Here is an 18,455-nt window from a genome sequence, read left to right as displayed (position 1 = left end):
AACTCAATAGACATTCATGATAACAAAACACCTTCATTGGTTCTTGATAGCACTGCTTTGTGCGGTGACATCTTGTAAGACGACACAACAAATACCACAACAACCGACAGGTAAAGAGGCGAAGCGGGAGTTTCGCGGAGCCTGGATACAGACCGCATTTCAGGGAGAATATAAGGATATGACTCCTGCTCAGATGCGGAAAGACTTTGTCCGCAAGCTCAACTACCTGCAAAAATGCGGAATCAACGCCATCGTCTTCCAGGTGCGCCCCGAGGCCGACGCTTTCTATAAATCGGATATCGAACCTTGGAGCCGCTTCTATACCGGACAACAAGGGCTTGCACCGGCCGGGAACTTTGATGTGATGGCTTTCCTGATCGAAGAATGCCATAAGCGGAATATGGAGTTCCATGCCTGGCTGAACCCGTACCGGGCAAGTACAGCCGGAAATACCCGTTTTGCCGATTCACATATATATAATAAGCATCCCGAATGGTTCGTGACCTATAATAAACAAATCCTTTTTGACCCGGGATTGCCGGAAAGCCGGCAGTTTATCTGCCGTGTCGTGCGCGATATCGTAAGCCGTTATGATGTCGATGCTATCCATATGGATGACTATTTCTATCCTTATCCGGCGGCCGGTATGCCTTTCCCGGATGATAAGAGTTTCCGGAAATATGGTCTGAACAAAGGATATACGGCTGCACAACGCGGCGATTGGCGGAGGGAGAATGTGAATACGCTGATACGCGAAATCAAACGTACCATCCTGTTGGCCAAACCCTGGGTGCGCTTCGGCATCAGCCCGTTCGGCATCTATCGTAATAAAAAGAGCACTCCCGACGGTTCGGGCAGCGACACAAACGGCCTGCAAAACTACGACGACCTGTATGCCGACGTCACCCGTTGGGTGAAAGAGGGCTGGATCGATTATAACATTCCACAGATATATTGGGAAATCGGGCATTCGGCAGCCGACTATATCACTCTTATTAAATGGTGGGATAAGAACGCCAACGGCGGACATCTGTACATCGGACAAGATGTTGCCCGCACCATGAAAGCCGGACAGCTGACGCGCAAGATGCGTTACGAGCGTGCCCTGCCTCATGTCAGCGGAAACTGTTTCTGGCCGGCAAACGAAATCCTGTGGAATAACCAAGGCGTGGCCGACAGCCTGAAGCGGAACTATCACCGTTACCCGGCGCTGATCCCGGCTTATACCCATATGCACAACCGCGCTCCCCAGGAAGTCCGGAAGCTGAAAACGGAATGGACGGCACAAGGCTACCTGCTGCACTGGCAGGCCGAACAGAGTAAAACCAACCCGGAACTGGCAAGTTATTTCGTCATCTATCGTTTTGAAGATAAAGAACCGGTCAACTTGAGCGATCCGTCAAAGATAGTCGCTATCACGCGGGAAACGGGTTACCTGTTGCCTTACGACAACGGAAAACGCAAATATCGCTATGTCGTGACAGCCGTAGACCGTTTCCATAACGAGAACCAGGGTAAAAGCAAAAAGGTCAAACTCTAAATCCGGGCACGCATGTCTGATTTTATTTGTCAGAAATATACTGACTGTTCTTCTTGTTCCCATTACCAGAAGCAACTGTTCAAATACCGTTCTTACATCAAGGGAATGATACTCCCGAAGGAACGGTGTTCGCAGAATACGATCTATTTTCTGGTGAGCGGGCGCGTGCAGGTCAACAGCGAAGAACATCCGGGAACCATATTTCATGACGGACAGTTCATCATGCAGCCGATCGGTTCGCGTGTGGAATTTCGGATACTGGAAGCGACGGAATGCATCCTTTACCTGTTTGAAACACCGAAAAATATTTGCACCGATCGCTATAACCGGGGATTGGAGCTGGCAAAAGAAACCCCCATGCAACCCATCGTGATGGATATGTGTTTTCCCCTGCGCCTTTTCATCAACGGGCTGAAAATGTACCTCAACAATGAACTTCTGTGTGCGGAGCTTCTTGAGGCCAAGCGGACGGAATTGTATTTCCTGCTCAATTGCTATTATACCATTAAAGAAATAGCGGCTTTTTATGCACCTATATATAGGTATAGTAAAACATTCCGCTATTTCGTCATGCAAAATTACCTGAAAGCAAAAGACGTGGAGTCTTTTGCTCAATTAGGGGGGTACAGTACCCCGACTTTTCGCCGTCTATTCAAAGACACTTTCGGCGAACCGGCTTACCAATGGATGCTCAAGAAAAAATGCCAGGATATACAAAGCGATTTGACCACTACCGATATCAGTATCTCTGAAATCTGCTACAAGTACGGTTTCGAGTCATTATCGAACTTTTCCCACTTCTGCCGGGCCAATTTCGGCAAATCTCCACGCGCTATTCGCAACGAAAGAGGCGAAAACGTATAAAAATCAACATTTGTTGCAAGTTTTGCAACTCTTTGGTCAGAAAAAACAATTCTGCCGGTCTATAATCCCTGTACATTTGCATCATAACAGAAAGCAAGTTTTGATTATCAATCACTATTGAGCCAAATGGACATTCGGAAGTATTTAGAAACAGGAATCGCTTTTATGGTCTGCTGCATCATCGTCACACTGGTTAAGTGTAGCACAAACGATACGCCGGAGCAGAATGAGCAGGGAAACATAGAATACTCCTTTAAATGGGATAAGCTGTTGAAAGGGTTTCCCGCCCCGGAAAGGCTTCGATACTGTTTTTATCCGATGGACGGAGGACCGATGATCCAAATGGATAATGATGCGGACCGGTTGCGTTTCGCCTTGCCGCCCGCCCGTTACAAGCTTTTGATCTTTAATTGTGATGCGGCAAATATTGCTTTCAAGAATACGAACAACTTCGACACAGCCGAAGCGTATCTTGTAACAACGAAAGCTGCCGACGGGATACATAGCGGGACGATTCCCCTGTACGGAATCGCAGTCGAAGAGTTAGAGGTAAAAAGAGGTAGCAACGAATTGATCGAATTCAAGCCCGAACCTCTGGTCCGCAACCTCTCCATCACAGTGAAGGTGGAAGGAATGGAACATATAACGGGCTGTAAAGGAACTATCAGTGGCCTGTCGAGCGCCATCAACCTCAGTAAACAGGAGGTTGTGGCAGACGCAAAGGCAGACCGGACTTTTGAAACCACCCCTTCGGAGGAAGGAGTCAGTGCAAACATTCTGATGTTGGGAAAACCGAAAGAAAAAGGAGAAGACGAAGAGCAGCCGGGTACGACTCCGACCCACGAGGTAACATTAGACTTTACCTTATCCGATGGGAGTAGCAGCTCTTCAACGATCGACTTAGGTACATCCCTCAACGAGACCGAAGGGCAAGATATAGACATCGCGATAGAAGCCGACATCACCCCCGGTCCCAATTTCACAGTAACAATCAACCGGTGGAAGGTAACATCCGGTGACAGTTTAATTATTGAATAGACAACGAATATTTAATTAACGATTATAGGGTATAACAATTTAAAAATTTATAATTATGAAGAATCTATTATTAGGTATGCTTGCTATGGCAGCAATGGTTAGTTGTTCAAGTGAAAATGATCCGATAGACGACGTAACTGGCGGAAAGCAGGATAAGGTGGAGATAAAGTTAAATGCAGGAATTGCTGCTGCGACTAAAAGTGCAGGAGTCATAACAGAAACGGGAGGTGTACTTGCGAATGATTTACAAGTACGTTTTTTCAGACCAGTCGATGCTGCTACAGCTACTTGGACTACCGGTGATGAATTATATGCGGTAGTAGCGGCTGCAAGTGGTCATAGTATTACCTTTAAAGATAAGGAAGGGGATGGAGCTGTTGATAAAAAAATATATTACAGTAATGCAGAAGGTGTAAATTCCTATTTGGCAGGTTGCTTTTTAGATGATGCAGTAATTACTGCTGCTGATGATTTAAAAGATGGTAAAATTGCTTTTACCATTACTGGACAACAAGATATTATGGCAACTAAAGGTGGTTCGGGATCAAAAAGTACGGCATTTGGGGATTTTAAGTTCGAACATTTGTTATCACAAATTAATGTACAATTAATTGGTACCGCTGCTTCAGAAAGTAATTTTGGAAAAATAACTAAAGTTGAAATTATTGAAGTTCCGACTCAGTTGGAATTAACATTGTCCGGAGGAGAACCTGCAATAGCCGCTGTAACTCCAGCAGAAACTGGGAATATAACAATATATTCTGGAACTGAAAAAGCGATCCCAACAACTTCTTCTCCTGCAGGAGATGCCGTTATGATATGGTCAAAAGTATCAGACAATTCAACAATAGGTAGTCAAGATGCTCCTTTGAAAGTTAAAATCACAACAACAAATGGAGCATATACTGTGCCTGTTACGATTACAGATGGTCTTCAGGCAAGTCAGAATCATAGCATAACTTTGACTTTCTCAGAAAAAATTGATGCACAAGCAACATTTGGAGAATGGAAGGATAATGCTAATACTGGCTCAGGAGATATTCAATAGCAATAAATAATAAGGACATATCAAAGTTGTTCTCAATAGCTTTTGATATGTCCTTAATGTCAATATTTATGATAGTTTCAAAGAAGCAAATATTAAACTTGTTATTCTTAGCAATGTTAGGATGTAGTGCTGGCACAGATCTTCCAGAGGAAAATATTCTTGGTGATCCTATCCATTTCTCCACCCGCATCCAAACCCTTACCACCAAAGCCATTATCACCGATGCCACCCTTCCCGACAATTCCCAGATCGGAGTCTTTTCCTGGGGGCATCATAAAAGCGACGGAAGTGTGAACACCACGCTACGCAAGGATTTGACAAACACTCTTTATACTCAGCAGGCAGGAAGCAACGAATTAATTGCCTCCGTGGACGGCCATTATCCCATCAATCCCGACACCCTGCTTAATTTCTACGCCTATTATCCTTATACCCAATCGGGAACTAATACGTCAGGGAGTATTCCGTTCGATCTAAACAAACAAGAAGATATTATGTGGGCGACTCCCGTCCTGAACCGGAGCAAAGCCACAAGTGCAGAGACGGTAAACCTCGCCTTCAACCATTTACTCTCGGCTATCACGGTCAAATTTGAGAAAGCCGACGACATCAAAGAAACGATGATCCTGCAAAGTCTTTCCCTCGCAGGCTATTCACCCGTTATACAACTCGACATACAAACAGGCAAGCTGACACAAGCGGCCACCGAAAGCAACTATACCTTTGCCAAAAGCCTGAACATCGAAATCGGCCCGACGCAAAAGACAATCACAACCGATTGCCTGCTCTACCCGGTTGCCAAACCCGTCTTTATTGTCCGCATAAGCGATAAAGACTACCGCATCGAATCCACCAAAGCATTCGAAGCCGGCAAAAAACAGACATACGAATTTACGCTACAGGCCAAAGACATCCACCTCTCCGGCAGCATCAATCCCTGGGAAGAGGGCGGTTCAAGTAACGAAACGGTTTACTTTTAATAACAGCCGGAGGCAGGTCTTTTGTAATCAAGCTGAATATACAGACTGGATGAAGTCCGCAAGTCCCTTTGTCTCATCCAGGTCGAGTTTGCGGCGGATATCTATCTTGCGGTGGTAAATGGTCGATATGCTCTGTCCGGTGATGACATTGATTTCCTTCGTGGTGAAGCCGGCGCATAGCAGGCAGCAAAGCTGAATCTCCTTCTCGTTCAGCAACTCGCCGTAGCGGTTGGTCAGTTTCGTATAAAAACCGTTATAAGACGCGTCGATAATCGGATAAAGCTCTTCCCATATCAACAGGCGGTTGCCCTTTTCTGTCCCCTCTCCCGGATTCGCTATTTGCCGGAGAAGTTCCTGGTTGGCGCTGGTCGGCGAGGAGGCAAGCAGGCGGATCAATCCCAATTGTTTCAGCAGGATGCGGCGGAAGAATGCACCGTCGGCAGCCGGTTCTTCAGCCATATTCTTCCGGGCTTCGTTCAACAGGTGCTCTAATGCTTCAGCCTTCTCTTCGGAAGCTACCCAGCGTTGCCTGCGGTTGCGGATGTAGAGATACAGGATACTGCCTGCCAGGATAACGGCACAGAGGATTCCGGTCAGCAATAGTTTGAGTTGCTGTTGGTGCAGGTTGAGCGTATATTGCTTTTCCAGAAGAACCTGCTGGTTCTGGACGTGCTCGCTGTTGATCAGTCGCTGGCGGTAGGATGCTGTGTTGATCGAGTCGTTGTAGATAAACTCTTTTGTCCGGATGTCTTTGGGCGACAGGGCGTAGCTGGTCGCTGCATATAAAGTGCTGAGTGAGTTATGGGCGGTCGGGTAGTCTTCCTTTATCCGGATAACTTCTTCTTTATAGGCCTCCGCTGCCTTTTGGTAACATAGCAGGGCAGAGTCCGGTTTGCCCATCGCTAAATAGATATAACCTTTCGTGCTGGTGCTGGAAAATAAATAGCGTTCGGGATTGATGGCGATTGCTTCGTCGGACAGTCTCAATGCTTCGTGGGCATCCAGCCCGATCATATTGGCACAGTTACTCAAATAGAAAGGACGTTGCTGCAAGGGCATCCGGTAAACCAGTTCCAGGCATTTGTAGGTATAATAAACAGCCGAATCCGGATGCAGTCCCTCGAAGTTGTAGCTGGCGGCCAGTTCGTAGTATGTATCCGCCCGCCATTCCGGATCGGTGGTTATGGATAGCAGTTTGTGGGCATACTGTCGGGCAAGCGGATAGTTTTTCGGATTGATATGGTCGTTGTACAACAGGATAAGTTTGCTGTATAGGGCCGGAATATGGTTCTGCTGGTCGTGCGGACAGACTTCGATGGCACGGCGGTAGAAGGCATCCGCCCGGTCGAACTGTTTCAGCCACTCCTGCCGTTGTGCCTCTAAGCGGTAACAATCACGCAAGCGGGCGGAGTCGTGGACGGCGGCGTAGTAGTCGATAGACGTCTGCAACAGCGAATCGGTCACGTACGACCGGTCTGTGTTACGGCGTCCCGTTGCGTGCAGATACCAATAATCGGCCAGCTCTTTTCCCGTCAGCCGTTCGGGGAAACGGATCTGTTTGAGGAGAAGGAGCGTACTGTCCGGGTTCTTCCGCAGGCAGCTTTCCGCCCGGTCGAGCAGGTCGCGGTCCGATGGCGCCGTGCATGCGCCTGACAGGAGGACGAAGAATAGTAAGATATAACCCGTTATCGCGGAAACGTACCTGTTCATGGAAGTGTCTGTTTGAAAAAATGTTTCCACAAAGCTAAGAAACTTTACTTGTATAAACAACTCTTCCATAAATATGCTACAGACGGTTAAAGTCGGTTCTCTTTTGGTCAGGTATGGATTTATCTGTATCTTTGTTGCTGCGTTAATGATAAGAAAGCATGGCAGATACGAAGGAACAATTTGAAAAAGTGATATCCCAGTGCCGGGAGTTGTTTGAAAAGAAGTTGAAAGATTACGGTCCGTCGTGGCGCATTATGCGTCCGCAGTCGGTGACCGACCAGATATTTATTAAGGCAAACCGGATCCGCAGCCTCGAAATAAAGGGCGTGAGCATGGTGGACGAAGGCATCCGTCCGGAGTTCGTGGCAATCGTCAACTACGGCGTGATCGGGCTGATACAGTTGGCAAAGGGATTTGCCGATACGACCGATATGAGCAATGAAGAGGCGCTGGCCTTGTACGATAAATACATCACGGAAACCAAAGAACTGATGTATGCCAAGAACCATGATTACGATGAGGCGTGGCGCGGTATGCGTATCAGTTCCTACACGGACCTGATCCTGATGAAGCTCTATCGTACGAAGCAGATCGAGAGCCACGGCGGCAAGACGATCGTCTCCGAAGGCATCGATGCCAATTATATGGATATGATCAACTACGCCCTGTTCGGACTAATAAAACTTGAATATGGTGAAGAAGAAGAAGGGTGCGTCAAAAATAAGTTCTAACGCTTTAGCGTGTCATTGCGGGCTTGACCCGCAACCTCATCCTAAACGGATTTACAGTGATTAGGATGAGATGGCGGGTCAAGCCCGCCAGGACACAGACGCAGTGAATAGAACGACACACACCTGTACTTAAAAAATAAGAGACAAGTGAAAAGTAAAGATACCGTTATAAAGATATTGGCAGAACTCTGCCGCCTGCTGATCGGAGTCGTGTTTATCTTCTCCGGCTTTGTCAAGGCGGTCGATCCGGTGGGAGGGGCGATCAAGATAGGTGATTATCTGACTTCCTTCGGACTGGACAAGTTACAGCCTTTTACGGTATTGCTTTCTTTCAACCTCTCGGCAATCGAGTTTGCATTAGGTGTCTGTATGCTGTTAGGCGTGTACCGGAGGTATGTTTCTTTCCTCGTGCTGGTGTTTATGGCGTTTATGACGCCGCTCACCCTGTATCTGGCCCTTTTCGATCCGGTGTCGGATTGCGGATGCTTCGGCGATGCGCTGGTCATCACGAATTGGGAGACATTCTATAAAAACATAGTCCTTTCTGCTGCGGCCGTTACCGTGTTTATTTATAACCAACGGCTGTTCCAGTGTTTTACTTACCGCGCTTATTGGTTTGTCGCCCTCTATGCCTACCTGTTCGGGGTGGGTTTCGCTTATTATAACTACAACCATCTGCCGGTAATCGATTTCCGTCCTTATAAGATCGGCGCGAATATCCCGCAGTTGATGGAGATACCCGACGGCGCTCCCGAGGACGAATATAAATACTCGTTCGTCTATGAGAAAGACGGGGTGAAGAAAGAGTTCTCGCTCGAAGACTATCCGGCAAACGACAGTAGCTGGACGTTCGTAGAGTCGAAAACCGAACTGATCCGGAAAGGATATGAAACGCCCGTTGCCGGCTTTAACATCTATAACGGCGAAGGCGAGGACGTGACGGATGAAATCATCCGCAATCCCGGTCCGGTTCTCCTCCTGATCTCCCCGAAACTGGAAGATGCCGACGACGAACGGATGGACGAGATCAACAGTGTGTATGACTATGCGCTTGAACACAACATACCGTTTTACTGCGTAACCGGTTCATCGCCGGAGGCTATCGATACGTGGAGCGACAATACCGGCGCCGAATATCCTTACCGGATGGCGGACGAGGTGTTGCTCAAGACAATTATCCGTTCCAATCCCGGACTGGTGCTGCTGAAAGACGGCACGATACTGGGTAAATGGCATTACAACGACATCCCGGCGGAAGAAGATGTGAAAGCGGTGATGGACGGCTGCCTGGACGGGCAGCGTATAAAAAGTAAAGAAGATGTTGCGCTCGCAACCAACTTATTGACTTTTACCGTACCTTTGCTGCTTGTTTGGGTGTACGACCTGTTGCGCTTCCGGCGCAGACGCAAAGAGAAGAAATAACTATTGTATTACATATTTAATTAATTAAGTCATGAGAAAGAATATTGTTGCAGGAAACTGGAAGATGAACACTACCCTTCCTGAAGGTCTTGCTTTGGCAAAAGGTTTAGACGAAGCTCTTAAAGGTAAAACAATCAACTGCGATGTGATCATCGGTACTCCGTTCACTCACCTGGCAAGCGTTGCTGCCGCTATCGATACTGACAAGATCGGTGTTGCCGCAGAAAACTGCGCCGACAAGGAAAAAGGTGCTTACACAGGTGAAGTTTCTGCCGCTATGGTTGCTTCCACAGGTGCAAAATATGTGATCTTAGGCCACTCTGAAAGACGTGCTTACTATCACGAAACTCCGGAAATCCTGAAAACAAAAGTTGAATTGGCTTTAGCTAACGGCCTGACTCCGATCTTCTGTATCGGTGAAGTGCTGGAAGAAAGAGAAGCCGGCAAGCATTTCGAAGTGGTAGACGCTCAGATCAAGGGCTCTCTGTTCGACCTGTCTGCTGAAGACTTCGCTAAGATCGTATTAGCTTACGAACCGGTTTGGGCTATCGGTACAGGCAAAACCGCTTCTTCCGACCAGGCTGAAGAGATCCACGCGCATATCCGCGCTACATTGGCTGCTAAATATGGCCAGGAAATCGCTGACAACTGCACAATCCTTTACGGTGGTAGCTGCAACGCAGGCAACGCTAAAGAATTGTTCTCCAAACCGAACGTAGACGGTGGTCTGATCGGCGGCGCATCTTTGGCTGTTGATAAGTTCATGCCGATTATCGAGGCGTTCAACTAATAAATTAAGAATTGAAAATTGAAAATTGAAAGTTGTTTCGGCTTTCAGCCGATTGGGGCTCTGTCTCCTTTTAATTTTCAATTTTCAATTTTCAACTTTCAATTAACATGAAACGTATCCTATCCTTATGTATGTTGCTCGGCGCATCCGCCCTGTCCGCCCAGACCGGTGGTGACGGATCGGCGGTGACTATTGTCGATGCCCTGCAGGAAAAGGTTCCGGGAAAAGGAACTGTTGTGGTACGCCAGCCGGATGCTCTTCGCACGATGATGGGCAAACGTTTGCATGGCGAAGGTGTAGAGAAGACCGACAGTACAGCCTTTTTGAAGATACAAGGCTATCGTACACAAGTGTTTTCCGGCAACAATCAGCGTAAATCCAAAGACGAGGCGTTCCGGAAAGAAAAAGAAATTAATGAGCTTTTCCCCGATGTTCCGACCTACGTGACCTATAACGCTCCGTTCTGGCGCGTGCGTGTCGGCGATTTCCGTTCGCACGAAGAGGCTTACCATATGCAACGTCTGCTGATGGATGCATTCCCCGCCTACAAGAAAGAGATGTACATCGTAAAGGAAGAAGTCAAAATCCCATTGAATTGAAATGAGTGAAGAAGTAAACGCTAAGACTTTGCAGGCCCGCGAAGAGTTGGCCGGACACTATAAAAGTATTATCAGCCTGCTTGGCGAAGATGTGGACCGCGAAGGCCTGTTGAAAACCCCCGAGCGCGTTGCCAAAGCCATGCAATTCCTGACAAAAGGCTATCAGGAAGACCCGGCAGCCGTGCTCCGCGGCGCTATGTTCAAGGAGGAAGACTACAAGCAGATGGTCATTGTGAAGGACATCGACTTCTTTTCCCTTTGCGAACATCACATGCTGCCCTTCTTCGGGAAAGCCCATGTCGCCTATATCCCCAAAAAATATATCACAGGATTGAGCAAGATTCCCCGTGTCGTGGACATCTTCGCCCGCCGCCTCCAGATCCAGGAACGCCTCACGATGCAGATCAAAGAATGCATCCAGGAAACGCTCGACCCGCTTGGCGTCATGGTTGTCATCGAAGCCCAGCACATGTGTATGCAGATGCGCGGCGTCGAGAAACAGAACTCCCTGACCACCACTTCCGACTTTACGGGATTCTTCCAGCAAGCCAAGACGCGCGAAGAGTTCATGAATCTGATCAAACATAATCGGTAGCCGTCCCTCCGGTCGGCACCTGATTTCCGTGAGCCGGCATGTAAATACGGTTTTATGCCGTCTTAATCTTATCCCCCTGCCACATAATCCTTGTCCGACCCGGGTCGGACAGTTGTTCGACGAAGGTCAGACAGCTGTTCGACGGGGGTGGGACAGCTGTTCGACCGGGTCGAACAATGTTTGGATGCCTGCTCTTCCCTAATTACATGGCTTTTGACGGAAAATATCTTCCTCATGAGCAGAAAAAAGACCGTCGTCGTGTAATATACTTCCCAATTGTGCGACTAATTAAATAAAACGATGAGAGAATGAAAGCTACCCGACAACAGGAAAAAGAGTTTATCGCACTTGTGGAGGAATACAAGCAGGTCATCTACAAAGTCTGTTATGTGTATGCATCCGATGCCGACCACCTGAACGATTTGTATCAGGAGGTGGTGATCAATCTGTGGAAAGCTTACCCTCGCTTCCGGGGCGAATGTAAGTCGTCCACCTGGGTGTACCGCATCGGTCTGAACACCTGCATCTCCTTTTTCCGCCAGTCGAAGCGGAAGCCGGAAGTCGTCCCGATCTCGGTCGATCTGGATGCTTTTGCCGAGGATGAAGACAAAACGGCGCAACTGCGTGAACTCTACCGGATGATCAATCGGCTCAGCCAGCTCGAACGCGCGCTTATCCTGCTCTGGCTCGAGGAACGAAGCTATCAGGAGATAGCGGACATCATGGGTATTTCCAAGAACAACGTGGCAGTCAAACTCAATCGTATCCGTGAGAAATTGAAAACAATGTCGAACAGTTAAACGTAATAAATATGGAACTGGAAGAATTAAAAGCGAGCTGGAGTGTCTTGAACGAGCAGCTTGAAAAGAGTGAGATGCTGAACAAAAGGATTATCAAGGAGATGATAACCAACCGGACGCAATCGGCCTATGAGCGGCTGTTCCGGTATGATATATGGGGACTTATATTGGTGCTTGTCTTTTGTCTTATGTTCCCGATACTGACTTTTACCGGGCAGTTGGTGATGAAGCCACTTTCGTTTGTGGTGTTGGAAGGATGTTTAGTTATAGGTTTTATTATGCAGGTCTTTTTCCTTTCTATTCATATAAGGTTTGATATGGAAAAGAAAAAAATTTGCGAGCTTGCCAGGCTGGAGTTCGTGTATAAATTGTGGATGAAAAGGAATCATGTGATTGGTACTGGAATAGCCATTGTCGGCATAATTGCTTTTCTGTTTATTGAACAGGATCGGCTTGTTGCAGGATGGGAGCTGCGAATGGTTGTGGCACTCTTTGTGGCTGCTGTTATTGCCTATTTCCAGATCCGTTTTTACCAGAAGAATATCCGTGTTATCGAAAAAGGCCTGGAAGAGCTGAAGGAGTTCGAGGAGGAACCGATAGCACCTTGTCCCCGCGCTTGACGCGGGGCCGCAAATATACTGCCAATCTAATGCGAGGGGATGTGTCAAACTCCTATTTATAGCGTCTGTGTCCTGGCGGGCTTGACCCGCCATCTCATCCTAATTATTGTAAATCAGTTTGGTATGAGGTTGCGGGTCAAGCCCGCAATGACACGCTAAAGCGTCAGAACTTACTTTTGCTCCCCCTTCCTCCACAGGGCCTTTTCGACAGATTCATTTCTTATCGCTCGGTAAGGTTTTTCTTGGTGTCGAAGGTTCTTTTATGACTTTGATATTCCAACCTAACTTCTTTGCTAATAATTTCAGCAAAGCCATGTCTGCTTCCGGAATGGACAGTTCTACCTTTTTAATTGCCGTATCCATATTCTTATGTATTTAATATTAATTGGCGGATCATTCAATTATTATATAAACAAAGTTAGTGTATTTCTTTGAATCAGCAAATTAAAGTCCATTAAACCGTTCGTCAACCAATCCGGACCGTTGGTCATAATAATTTGACGGGGAGCCTTTGGGAGTGTAGTTTTGAAATAAAAACGAGATGAACAGAGGCTTTTTTATAGGGTTATTCCTACTGGCGGGGTGCGCAGGCACGGGCGTTTTTGCCCAGACGGACACGATTGCGGATCAGAAGATCGAGGAAATTGTTATTACGGCGAAAGTGCCGGTCGTGACGATTAAGGCGGATAAGATGACGTACCATATCGAGTCGGCTGTGGCGCGCGGGCAGGGCAGCCTGTATGAAGTGTTGGAAATGCTTCCGGGCGTCATGATCAGCAATGACGGGAAGATTTACCTGAACGGGCAAAGCGGCATTAACGTCCTGATGGACGGGAAACAGACGTATCTTTCCGGACAGGAGCTGGTCACCTTGCTCAAGTCCACTCCGGCGGCGACAGCGGAAAAGATCGATCTGATCACGCACCCGTCCTCCCGTTACGACGCGAGCGGTAATGCCGGGCTGATCGATATCCGGACGAAGAAGATGCGCCTCCAGGGCATGAACCTGACGGCTAACGGCAGTTTCCGGCAGGGGAAGTATGGTGTCGGGAACGGAAGTCTGTCGATGAACAGGCGCGAGGGCTTGTTTAACTTTTACCTGACTTATTCCTATTCGCAGGGGACGGATTGCAACGAGCTTCAGATAGACCGCCTCTTTACCGGCCTGCGGGACCCGGACAAGGTGGAGCTGTCCGTCCGGCAGGATTCCTACCGCAAATATCCTTATACCTCCCATTATTACCGGGCGGGGATTGATTTCTTTGCCTCCGCGTGTACGGTAGTTGGGGTGTACACGAACGGCAATCTGCATCAGAGCCGGATGCCGGGCGATATGTTTACTTATTTCAGCGCTCCTTCTTCTGCGTCGCCCGACTCCATGCTCCACACCTCGAATGTGGAGGACCGGAAAAAGAAGAACTTCACTGCCGGAGTCAACCTGACTCATCAGTTGGATACGGCGGGAAAGGTGGTGGATGCTTCCTTTGATTATCTCCATTTCGGCTATACGGATAACCTGGACTTGCATAGCTCTTCGCAAAACCGGCCCGGACGGGTGGATTCTGTAAAGGGAGATGTCCCGGGCGCAATCAACCTCTATGCCGGACAGGTGAACCTGACCTTGCCTTTTGCCGGGAAATGGGAGTTGGAGGCAGGCGCCAAATTCTCTTTCATCTCGATCGACAACGAGGCGTCGTATGCGGATAACAAAGGAAACGGTTGGGTGCCGAACGAAGCCCTGAGCCAGCATTTCGTATATGATGAAAACATAAATGCCGGTTATATCCAGTGCGGTGCGACTTTCAATCCTTTCTATATCCGGACCGGGCTGCGTGTGGAGAATACGCGCATAGACGGGCGCTTGACAAGCGGGGAGGCGCAGATAGACTCTTCCTTCACCAGCCGCTATACGAATCTTTTTCCTTCTTTGTTGCTTGAATATGCGTTCCGGCAAAACAAGCTGTCCCTTTTTTACGGCAGGCGGATTGTCCGTCCTAACTATGGAGACCTGAATCCTTTTGTCTATATCTTCGACGACTATACCTTTGAACAGGGGAACACGGCGCTTAAGCCGATGAAGTCGGATCGTCTGGAACTGACATTTATCTATAAGAACCTGTTCCGGGCCGGCTTTCTCTATTCCCGCACGCATGATGTGATCGTGAAAAGCTTTTTCGAGAAAGACAACAGGCAGGTGTATGTCACGCCGATGAACCTGTCTACGGGAACCAGCCTCGGACCGCGCCTTTATACCGGCAATCTTCCCCTGGCCTCTTTCTGGACGGTGAATGCGAATGTGGCCTGTGTCTATAACCACTATCGTTGGACGGATACAGCCGGCGAGCGGGTCAACAAACGGGCGACCCTGATCGGCAGCCTTACGAACCAACTCGATTTCGGGAAAGGATGGAGCATGGAACTGTCCGGCTCTTACAACGGCAAGATGGCGGCCGGGCAAGCCACGCTCAGTCCGATCTGGCAAGTTGACGGAGGCATCAGGAAGAAAGTCTTGAAGAATAACGGCACGATCCGCCTGTTCGCCCGCGACATTTTCCATTCCTACCGGGAGAAGATGATGCTGACGGTGCCGGGGCAGCAGGCTTTTACCAATGAACGGCAGGACAATACCCAGATCGGCATCTCTTTCACCTATCGTTTCAGTAAAGGCTACGAGGTGAAAGAATCCCGCCGGAAAAGTAGTGTAGATGAGAGTAAAAGAATAAATTTGTAGGAAATAACAAGAGCAGGCATGAAGATATTACCCCGTTTATATCCGTTGTTTTTAGGAATCGTGATGTTCAACTTCATCCGGTTGACGACCGACTTGGCGAAGAATGAAGCGTTTTGGGCTAATTCGATGCGGTTTCATCTGCAGGCGTTGGCGGTAACGGTCTTTATGTGTTATGTCTTTGATTATGAAAGCCGCTATTTCCTCGATAAGGTTAAGCCCCGGTTGAACCTGTCTCCGGCTGCCGAGTACTTCTTGACGTTTCTCAAGTTGTTTGTGATGGTTAACCTGCTTATATTTGTCGGTGATCATGTCGGGCTTCTGCATTTGGGAAACTCCTGGGTCGATTATGTTATAGCCGATGTGATTTATATCCCTCTTCTTTTCATGTATTACATCCTGCTTCGTAGTGGGAAGATGGAGAAAGAGCTGCAGAACCGGATCTTGCAGTTGGAAAAGATTAAGGTGGATCAGTTGGAGATGGAATTGAAGTTCCTGCGTTTCCAGTATCATCCGCATTTCCTGTTCAACGCTTTGAATACGGTTTATTTCCAGATCGACGAGAAGAACGAAGCTCCCCGGCGGACGATCGAAATGCTGTCCGACCTGCTGCGTTACCAGCTCTACGGGGGAAGCCAGAAAGTCCCGGTGCAGAAAGAGATCGACTATCTGCGTACCTATATGAATATGCAGAAGCTGCGGATGAGCGAGCGGTTGAGGCTGGACGTCTCTTTCTCTCCTTCGCTCTGTGAACAGCCGGTTTATCCGCTTTTGTTTCTGCCTTTGGTGGAGAATGCCTTTAAATATGTGGGCGGTGACTACCGGATCGATTGCCGTATGACGGATGAGGAGGGGAAAATCCTGTTTGAGATTACGAATAGTCTGCCTCCTCTTCCGCCTTCTCCGTCCGGGAAAAAGGGGATCGGGCTTGAAAACCTGAAACGGAGGTTGGAGCTTCTCTATCCTGAAAAGCACAGTCTCGTCATTAAGAAAGAACCGGAACAGTATTCCGTAAAACTCATGATAGAAATCGATGCCTTATGAATATAAATTGTGTGATAACAGATGACGAACCGGTTGCCCGGAAAGGTTTGCAGTCGTATGTGGAGAAGGTGGATTTCCTTACCCTGACAGGCGTATGCGAAGATGCGATCCAGTTGAACACCTTGTTGAAGGAGCAGCAGCCCGATTTGCTTTTCCTGGATATCGAGATGCCTTACCTCTCCGGCCTGGACCTGCTTTCCACGCTGGCGAATCCTCCGAAAGTGGTCATCACGTCCGCCTATGAGCAGTATGCCCTGAAAGGATATGAACTGGATGTCGCCGACTACCTGCTCAAACCGATCTCTTTCGAGCGTTTCCTGAAAGCGGTGAATAAGGTGCATGCTGCGTTGCAAAAGGAAGCTCCTGCCACCGGTGATGATCCTTATCTCTTTGTGAAAAGTGATAAGCTGATGAAGAAAATCTATCTGAAAGAAATCCTGTTTGTCGAGGCAGTCGAGAACTATGTCTGTATTTATACCCCTGCGGGCAGGACGCTGGTGCATTCCACGATGAAGAACATTGCCGCTTCCCTTCCCGAAGACACGTTCCTGCAATCCCACAAATCCTACATTATAAACATCGCCCGCATCGATCTGGTAGAAGGGAACATGCTGTATATCTCCGGCCATAAGATTCCCGTCGCCCGCAACCTGCGCGAGGCGGTGATGAGGCGGGTGTTGAGGAATACGTTGTGAGCCGGCTTAGAATATGAGCATATAGGCCCGGTATTTCGTCTCTTTCGTTACCGGGCAGAGGGGGACGTAGCCTTCTCTTATTTTGCCGTCTTTCATTTCGAGCGGGTAGGCTTTTTTCATGAAGCAGTGATGCTCGTAGGCTTCTCCCGCTTTGCTTTGGTATGTGATGTGCATATCGCCGCGTGCGTGTGGCGCCAGATATTTCTGGCTGATGCGCAAGGCGACCATACCCATTGTGTACCGCATGTTGACTTCTATGCAAGGATGTATGGCGAATGAATTGTCGGAAGCTTTGCGGTAAACCAGCATATCCACTCCCAGGTAGCCGGAATAGATCGAGCCGTATATCTGCCGGACTGCTTCGCGTACGGCCTCTTTCAACCGTTGGAAGGTGTCGTCTCCGAAGTGCTCGATAAAGAAACTTTCCAGATATGACTGCTCTCCCAATACATTACCGGAATAGGCTCCTTTTTTTTCTGCTCCGAATACGGAAAGGCCTTCGTAGCGTACATTCCCTTTTCCGTCCGAATGGAATTCCATGGCAAAGTCGAGGTATTTGTCGAGTGCGCATTCGATGCTGACGCATCCCTGTTTGTTGAGCGCCCCCTCTATCCAGGTGCGGTCTTTAGCCGTGAGTTTGCGTTCCGGCAACCAGAGGAGCCCTCTGCCGGAGGAAGAATAAGGGGTTTTCAGGACAAAAGGAGCCCTTTGGAGAATCAGGTATTTTTCCACTTCCCTTATCTTCTTGCAGAATTTCGGTGCAACGGGGAAAGCCATCTCCGGCATCAGTTCCCGTATTTTGTCCAGACATTCGGCAGCGGTCTGACGGCCTGTCAACCGGGTATAATCATCTTTCCATTCAGGGATGGCAAGATCCAGGTTCCCATTTTGCTTGAGCTTGTTGAAGAGATGGAGGCTTTGAGGTGAAACGCCCCAGGGAGCTGCTTCCATTTGGGGCAGGTTGTTCCCTTTTCCTTCAAGCTCTTTCCGGGAGATAGGGGTTGCAAAGGGTTTGAGTTCTTTTGGTTGCAAAGAGAAGAAACGGGGAGAGATGAGTTCTTCCGTGAAAACAAAATCTTCCGGGTCTGCATACCAGACAGGAAGGTAGGCCAGCTCCCGAATCATTCTTTGTACGTTGGTCGGGGGAGTATAATTTTCAGAGCCTTGGAGTATGGCTGTTTCGTGTCCCGGGTTGAAATAGTGTAATTTAGATCTCATATGCAAAAGAAAAGCAACGAAGCCGTCCGGTTA

The 18,455-nt window shown here is 48.3% G+C and carries 18 protein-coding genes; 15 read left to right on the top strand and 3 right to left on the bottom strand.

Annotated features, from left to right (window positions below):
* The first annotated feature begins 16 nt into the window (after positions 1 to 16).
* The 5 genes from DW083_RS07990 to DW083_RS07970 all read left to right on the top strand — a co-directional run bounded on the left by DW083_RS07990 (position 17) and on the right by DW083_RS07970 (position 5,470).
* Positions 17 to 1,540: a glycoside hydrolase family 10 protein gene (locus DW083_RS07990; RefSeq protein ID WP_122332029.1), complete on the top strand. Its 1,524-nt coding sequence runs from the start codon at positions 17 to 19 to the stop codon at positions 1,538 to 1,540.
* Between the two features lie 12 nt (positions 1,541 to 1,552).
* On the top strand, positions 1,553 to 2,404 hold the full coding sequence (locus DW083_RS07985) for an AraC family transcriptional regulator (RefSeq protein ID WP_122332028.1): 852 nt from the start codon (positions 1,553 to 1,555) through the stop codon (positions 2,402 to 2,404).
* Between the two features lie 126 nt (positions 2,405 to 2,530).
* Entirely contained in the window at positions 2,531 to 3,442 is a 912-nt protein-coding gene (locus tag DW083_RS07980; protein WP_122332027.1) for a DUF5119 domain-containing protein, read from the top strand.
* A gap of 55 nt (positions 3,443 to 3,497) precedes the next feature.
* Positions 3,498 to 4,490, top strand: coding sequence for a fimbrillin family protein (locus DW083_RS07975; protein ID WP_122332026.1), 993 nt, complete (start codon positions 3,498 to 3,500; stop codon positions 4,488 to 4,490).
* Positions 4,491 to 4,558: 68 nt separating this feature from the next.
* Positions 4,559 to 5,470, top strand: coding sequence for a fimbrillin family protein (locus DW083_RS07970; protein WP_122332058.1), 912 nt, complete (start codon positions 4,559 to 4,561; stop codon positions 5,468 to 5,470).
* A gap of 27 nt (positions 5,471 to 5,497) precedes the next feature.
* On the opposite strand, the gene DW083_RS07965 is transcribed toward DW083_RS07970, so the two are convergent.
* On the bottom strand, positions 5,498 to 7,180 hold the full coding sequence (locus tag DW083_RS07965) for a hypothetical protein (RefSeq protein WP_122332025.1): 1,683 nt from the start codon (positions 7,178 to 7,180) through the stop codon (positions 5,498 to 5,500).
* Positions 7,181 to 7,338: 158 nt separating this feature from the next.
* Between DW083_RS07965 and DW083_RS07960 the strand changes: the two genes are divergently transcribed.
* The 7 genes from DW083_RS07960 (at position 7,339) to DW083_RS07930 (ending at position 12,737) form a co-directional block, all read left to right on the top strand.
* Positions 7,339 to 7,911, top strand: a complete 573-nt coding sequence (locus DW083_RS07960; protein ID WP_122332024.1) for a DUF1599 domain-containing protein — start codon at positions 7,339 to 7,341, stop codon at positions 7,909 to 7,911.
* 147 nt (positions 7,912 to 8,058) lie between these two features.
* Positions 8,059 to 9,333: a BT_3928 family protein gene (locus DW083_RS07955; RefSeq protein ID WP_122332023.1), complete on the top strand. Its 1,275-nt coding sequence runs from the start codon at positions 8,059 to 8,061 to the stop codon at positions 9,331 to 9,333.
* Between the two features lie 31 nt (positions 9,334 to 9,364).
* Entirely contained in the window at positions 9,365 to 10,123 is a 759-nt protein-coding gene (gene tpiA, locus DW083_RS07950; protein WP_115500710.1) for a triose-phosphate isomerase, read from the top strand.
* A gap of 107 nt (positions 10,124 to 10,230) precedes the next feature.
* Entirely contained in the window at positions 10,231 to 10,722 is a 492-nt protein-coding gene (locus DW083_RS07945) for an SPOR domain-containing protein (RefSeq protein ID WP_115500711.1), read from the top strand.
* A gap of 1 nt (position 10,723) precedes the next feature.
* Positions 10,724 to 11,317, top strand: coding sequence for a GTP cyclohydrolase I FolE (folE, locus tag DW083_RS07940; RefSeq protein ID WP_115500712.1), 594 nt, complete (start codon positions 10,724 to 10,726; stop codon positions 11,315 to 11,317).
* Positions 11,318 to 11,625: 308 nt separating this feature from the next.
* Positions 11,626 to 12,117, top strand: a complete 492-nt coding sequence (locus DW083_RS07935; RefSeq protein WP_122332022.1) for an RNA polymerase sigma factor — start codon at positions 11,626 to 11,628, stop codon at positions 12,115 to 12,117.
* Between the two features lie 11 nt (positions 12,118 to 12,128).
* Positions 12,129 to 12,737 carry a hypothetical protein gene (locus tag DW083_RS07930; RefSeq protein WP_122332021.1) on the top strand — a complete coding sequence of 203 codons (609 nt, stop codon included), beginning with the start codon at positions 12,129 to 12,131 and terminating at the stop codon, positions 12,735 to 12,737.
* Positions 12,738 to 12,950: 213 nt separating this feature from the next.
* On the opposite strand, the gene DW083_RS22250 is transcribed toward DW083_RS07930, so the two are convergent.
* Entirely contained in the window at positions 12,951 to 13,100 is a 150-nt protein-coding gene (locus tag DW083_RS22250) for a hypothetical protein (RefSeq protein WP_199659157.1), read from the bottom strand.
* Between the two features lie 178 nt (positions 13,101 to 13,278).
* Between DW083_RS22250 and DW083_RS07925 the strand changes: the two genes are divergently transcribed.
* Genes DW083_RS07925 through DW083_RS07915 form a run of 3 tightly spaced genes read left to right on the top strand, consistent with a single transcriptional unit; the run spans position 13,279 to position 17,204 of the window.
* Positions 13,279 to 15,468 (top strand): outer membrane beta-barrel family protein, encoded by a 2,190-nt coding sequence (locus DW083_RS07925; protein ID WP_122332020.1) that lies wholly within the window; start codon positions 13,279 to 13,281, stop codon positions 15,466 to 15,468.
* 18 nt (positions 15,469 to 15,486) lie between these two features.
* On the top strand, positions 15,487 to 16,509 hold the full coding sequence (locus tag DW083_RS07920; protein WP_122332019.1) for a sensor histidine kinase: 1,023 nt from the start codon (positions 15,487 to 15,489) through the stop codon (positions 16,507 to 16,509).
* Positions 16,506 to 17,204 (top strand): LytTR family DNA-binding domain-containing protein, encoded by a 699-nt coding sequence (locus DW083_RS07915; RefSeq protein WP_122332018.1) that lies wholly within the window; start codon positions 16,506 to 16,508, stop codon positions 17,202 to 17,204. Before DW083_RS07920 ends, DW083_RS07915 begins: the two co-directional genes overlap by 4 nt.
* A 6-nt stretch (positions 17,205 to 17,210) precedes the next feature.
* Here the strand turns inward: DW083_RS07915 and DW083_RS07910 are convergent, their stop codons facing one another.
* Complete coding sequence (locus tag DW083_RS07910; protein WP_122332017.1) at positions 17,211 to 18,422, bottom strand: hypothetical protein; 1,212 nt, start codon at positions 18,420 to 18,422, stop codon at positions 17,211 to 17,213.
* Positions 18,423 to 18,455 lie beyond the last annotated feature (33 nt).

This window comes from Parabacteroides sp. AF48-14 (genome assembly GCF_003477465.1).
GTDB lineage: Bacteria > Bacteroidota > Bacteroidia > Bacteroidales > Tannerellaceae > Parabacteroides > Parabacteroides acidifaciens.
The sequence above is the reverse complement of the archived record's forward strand: the minus strand, read 5'-3'. Positions and strand labels throughout refer to the sequence as shown.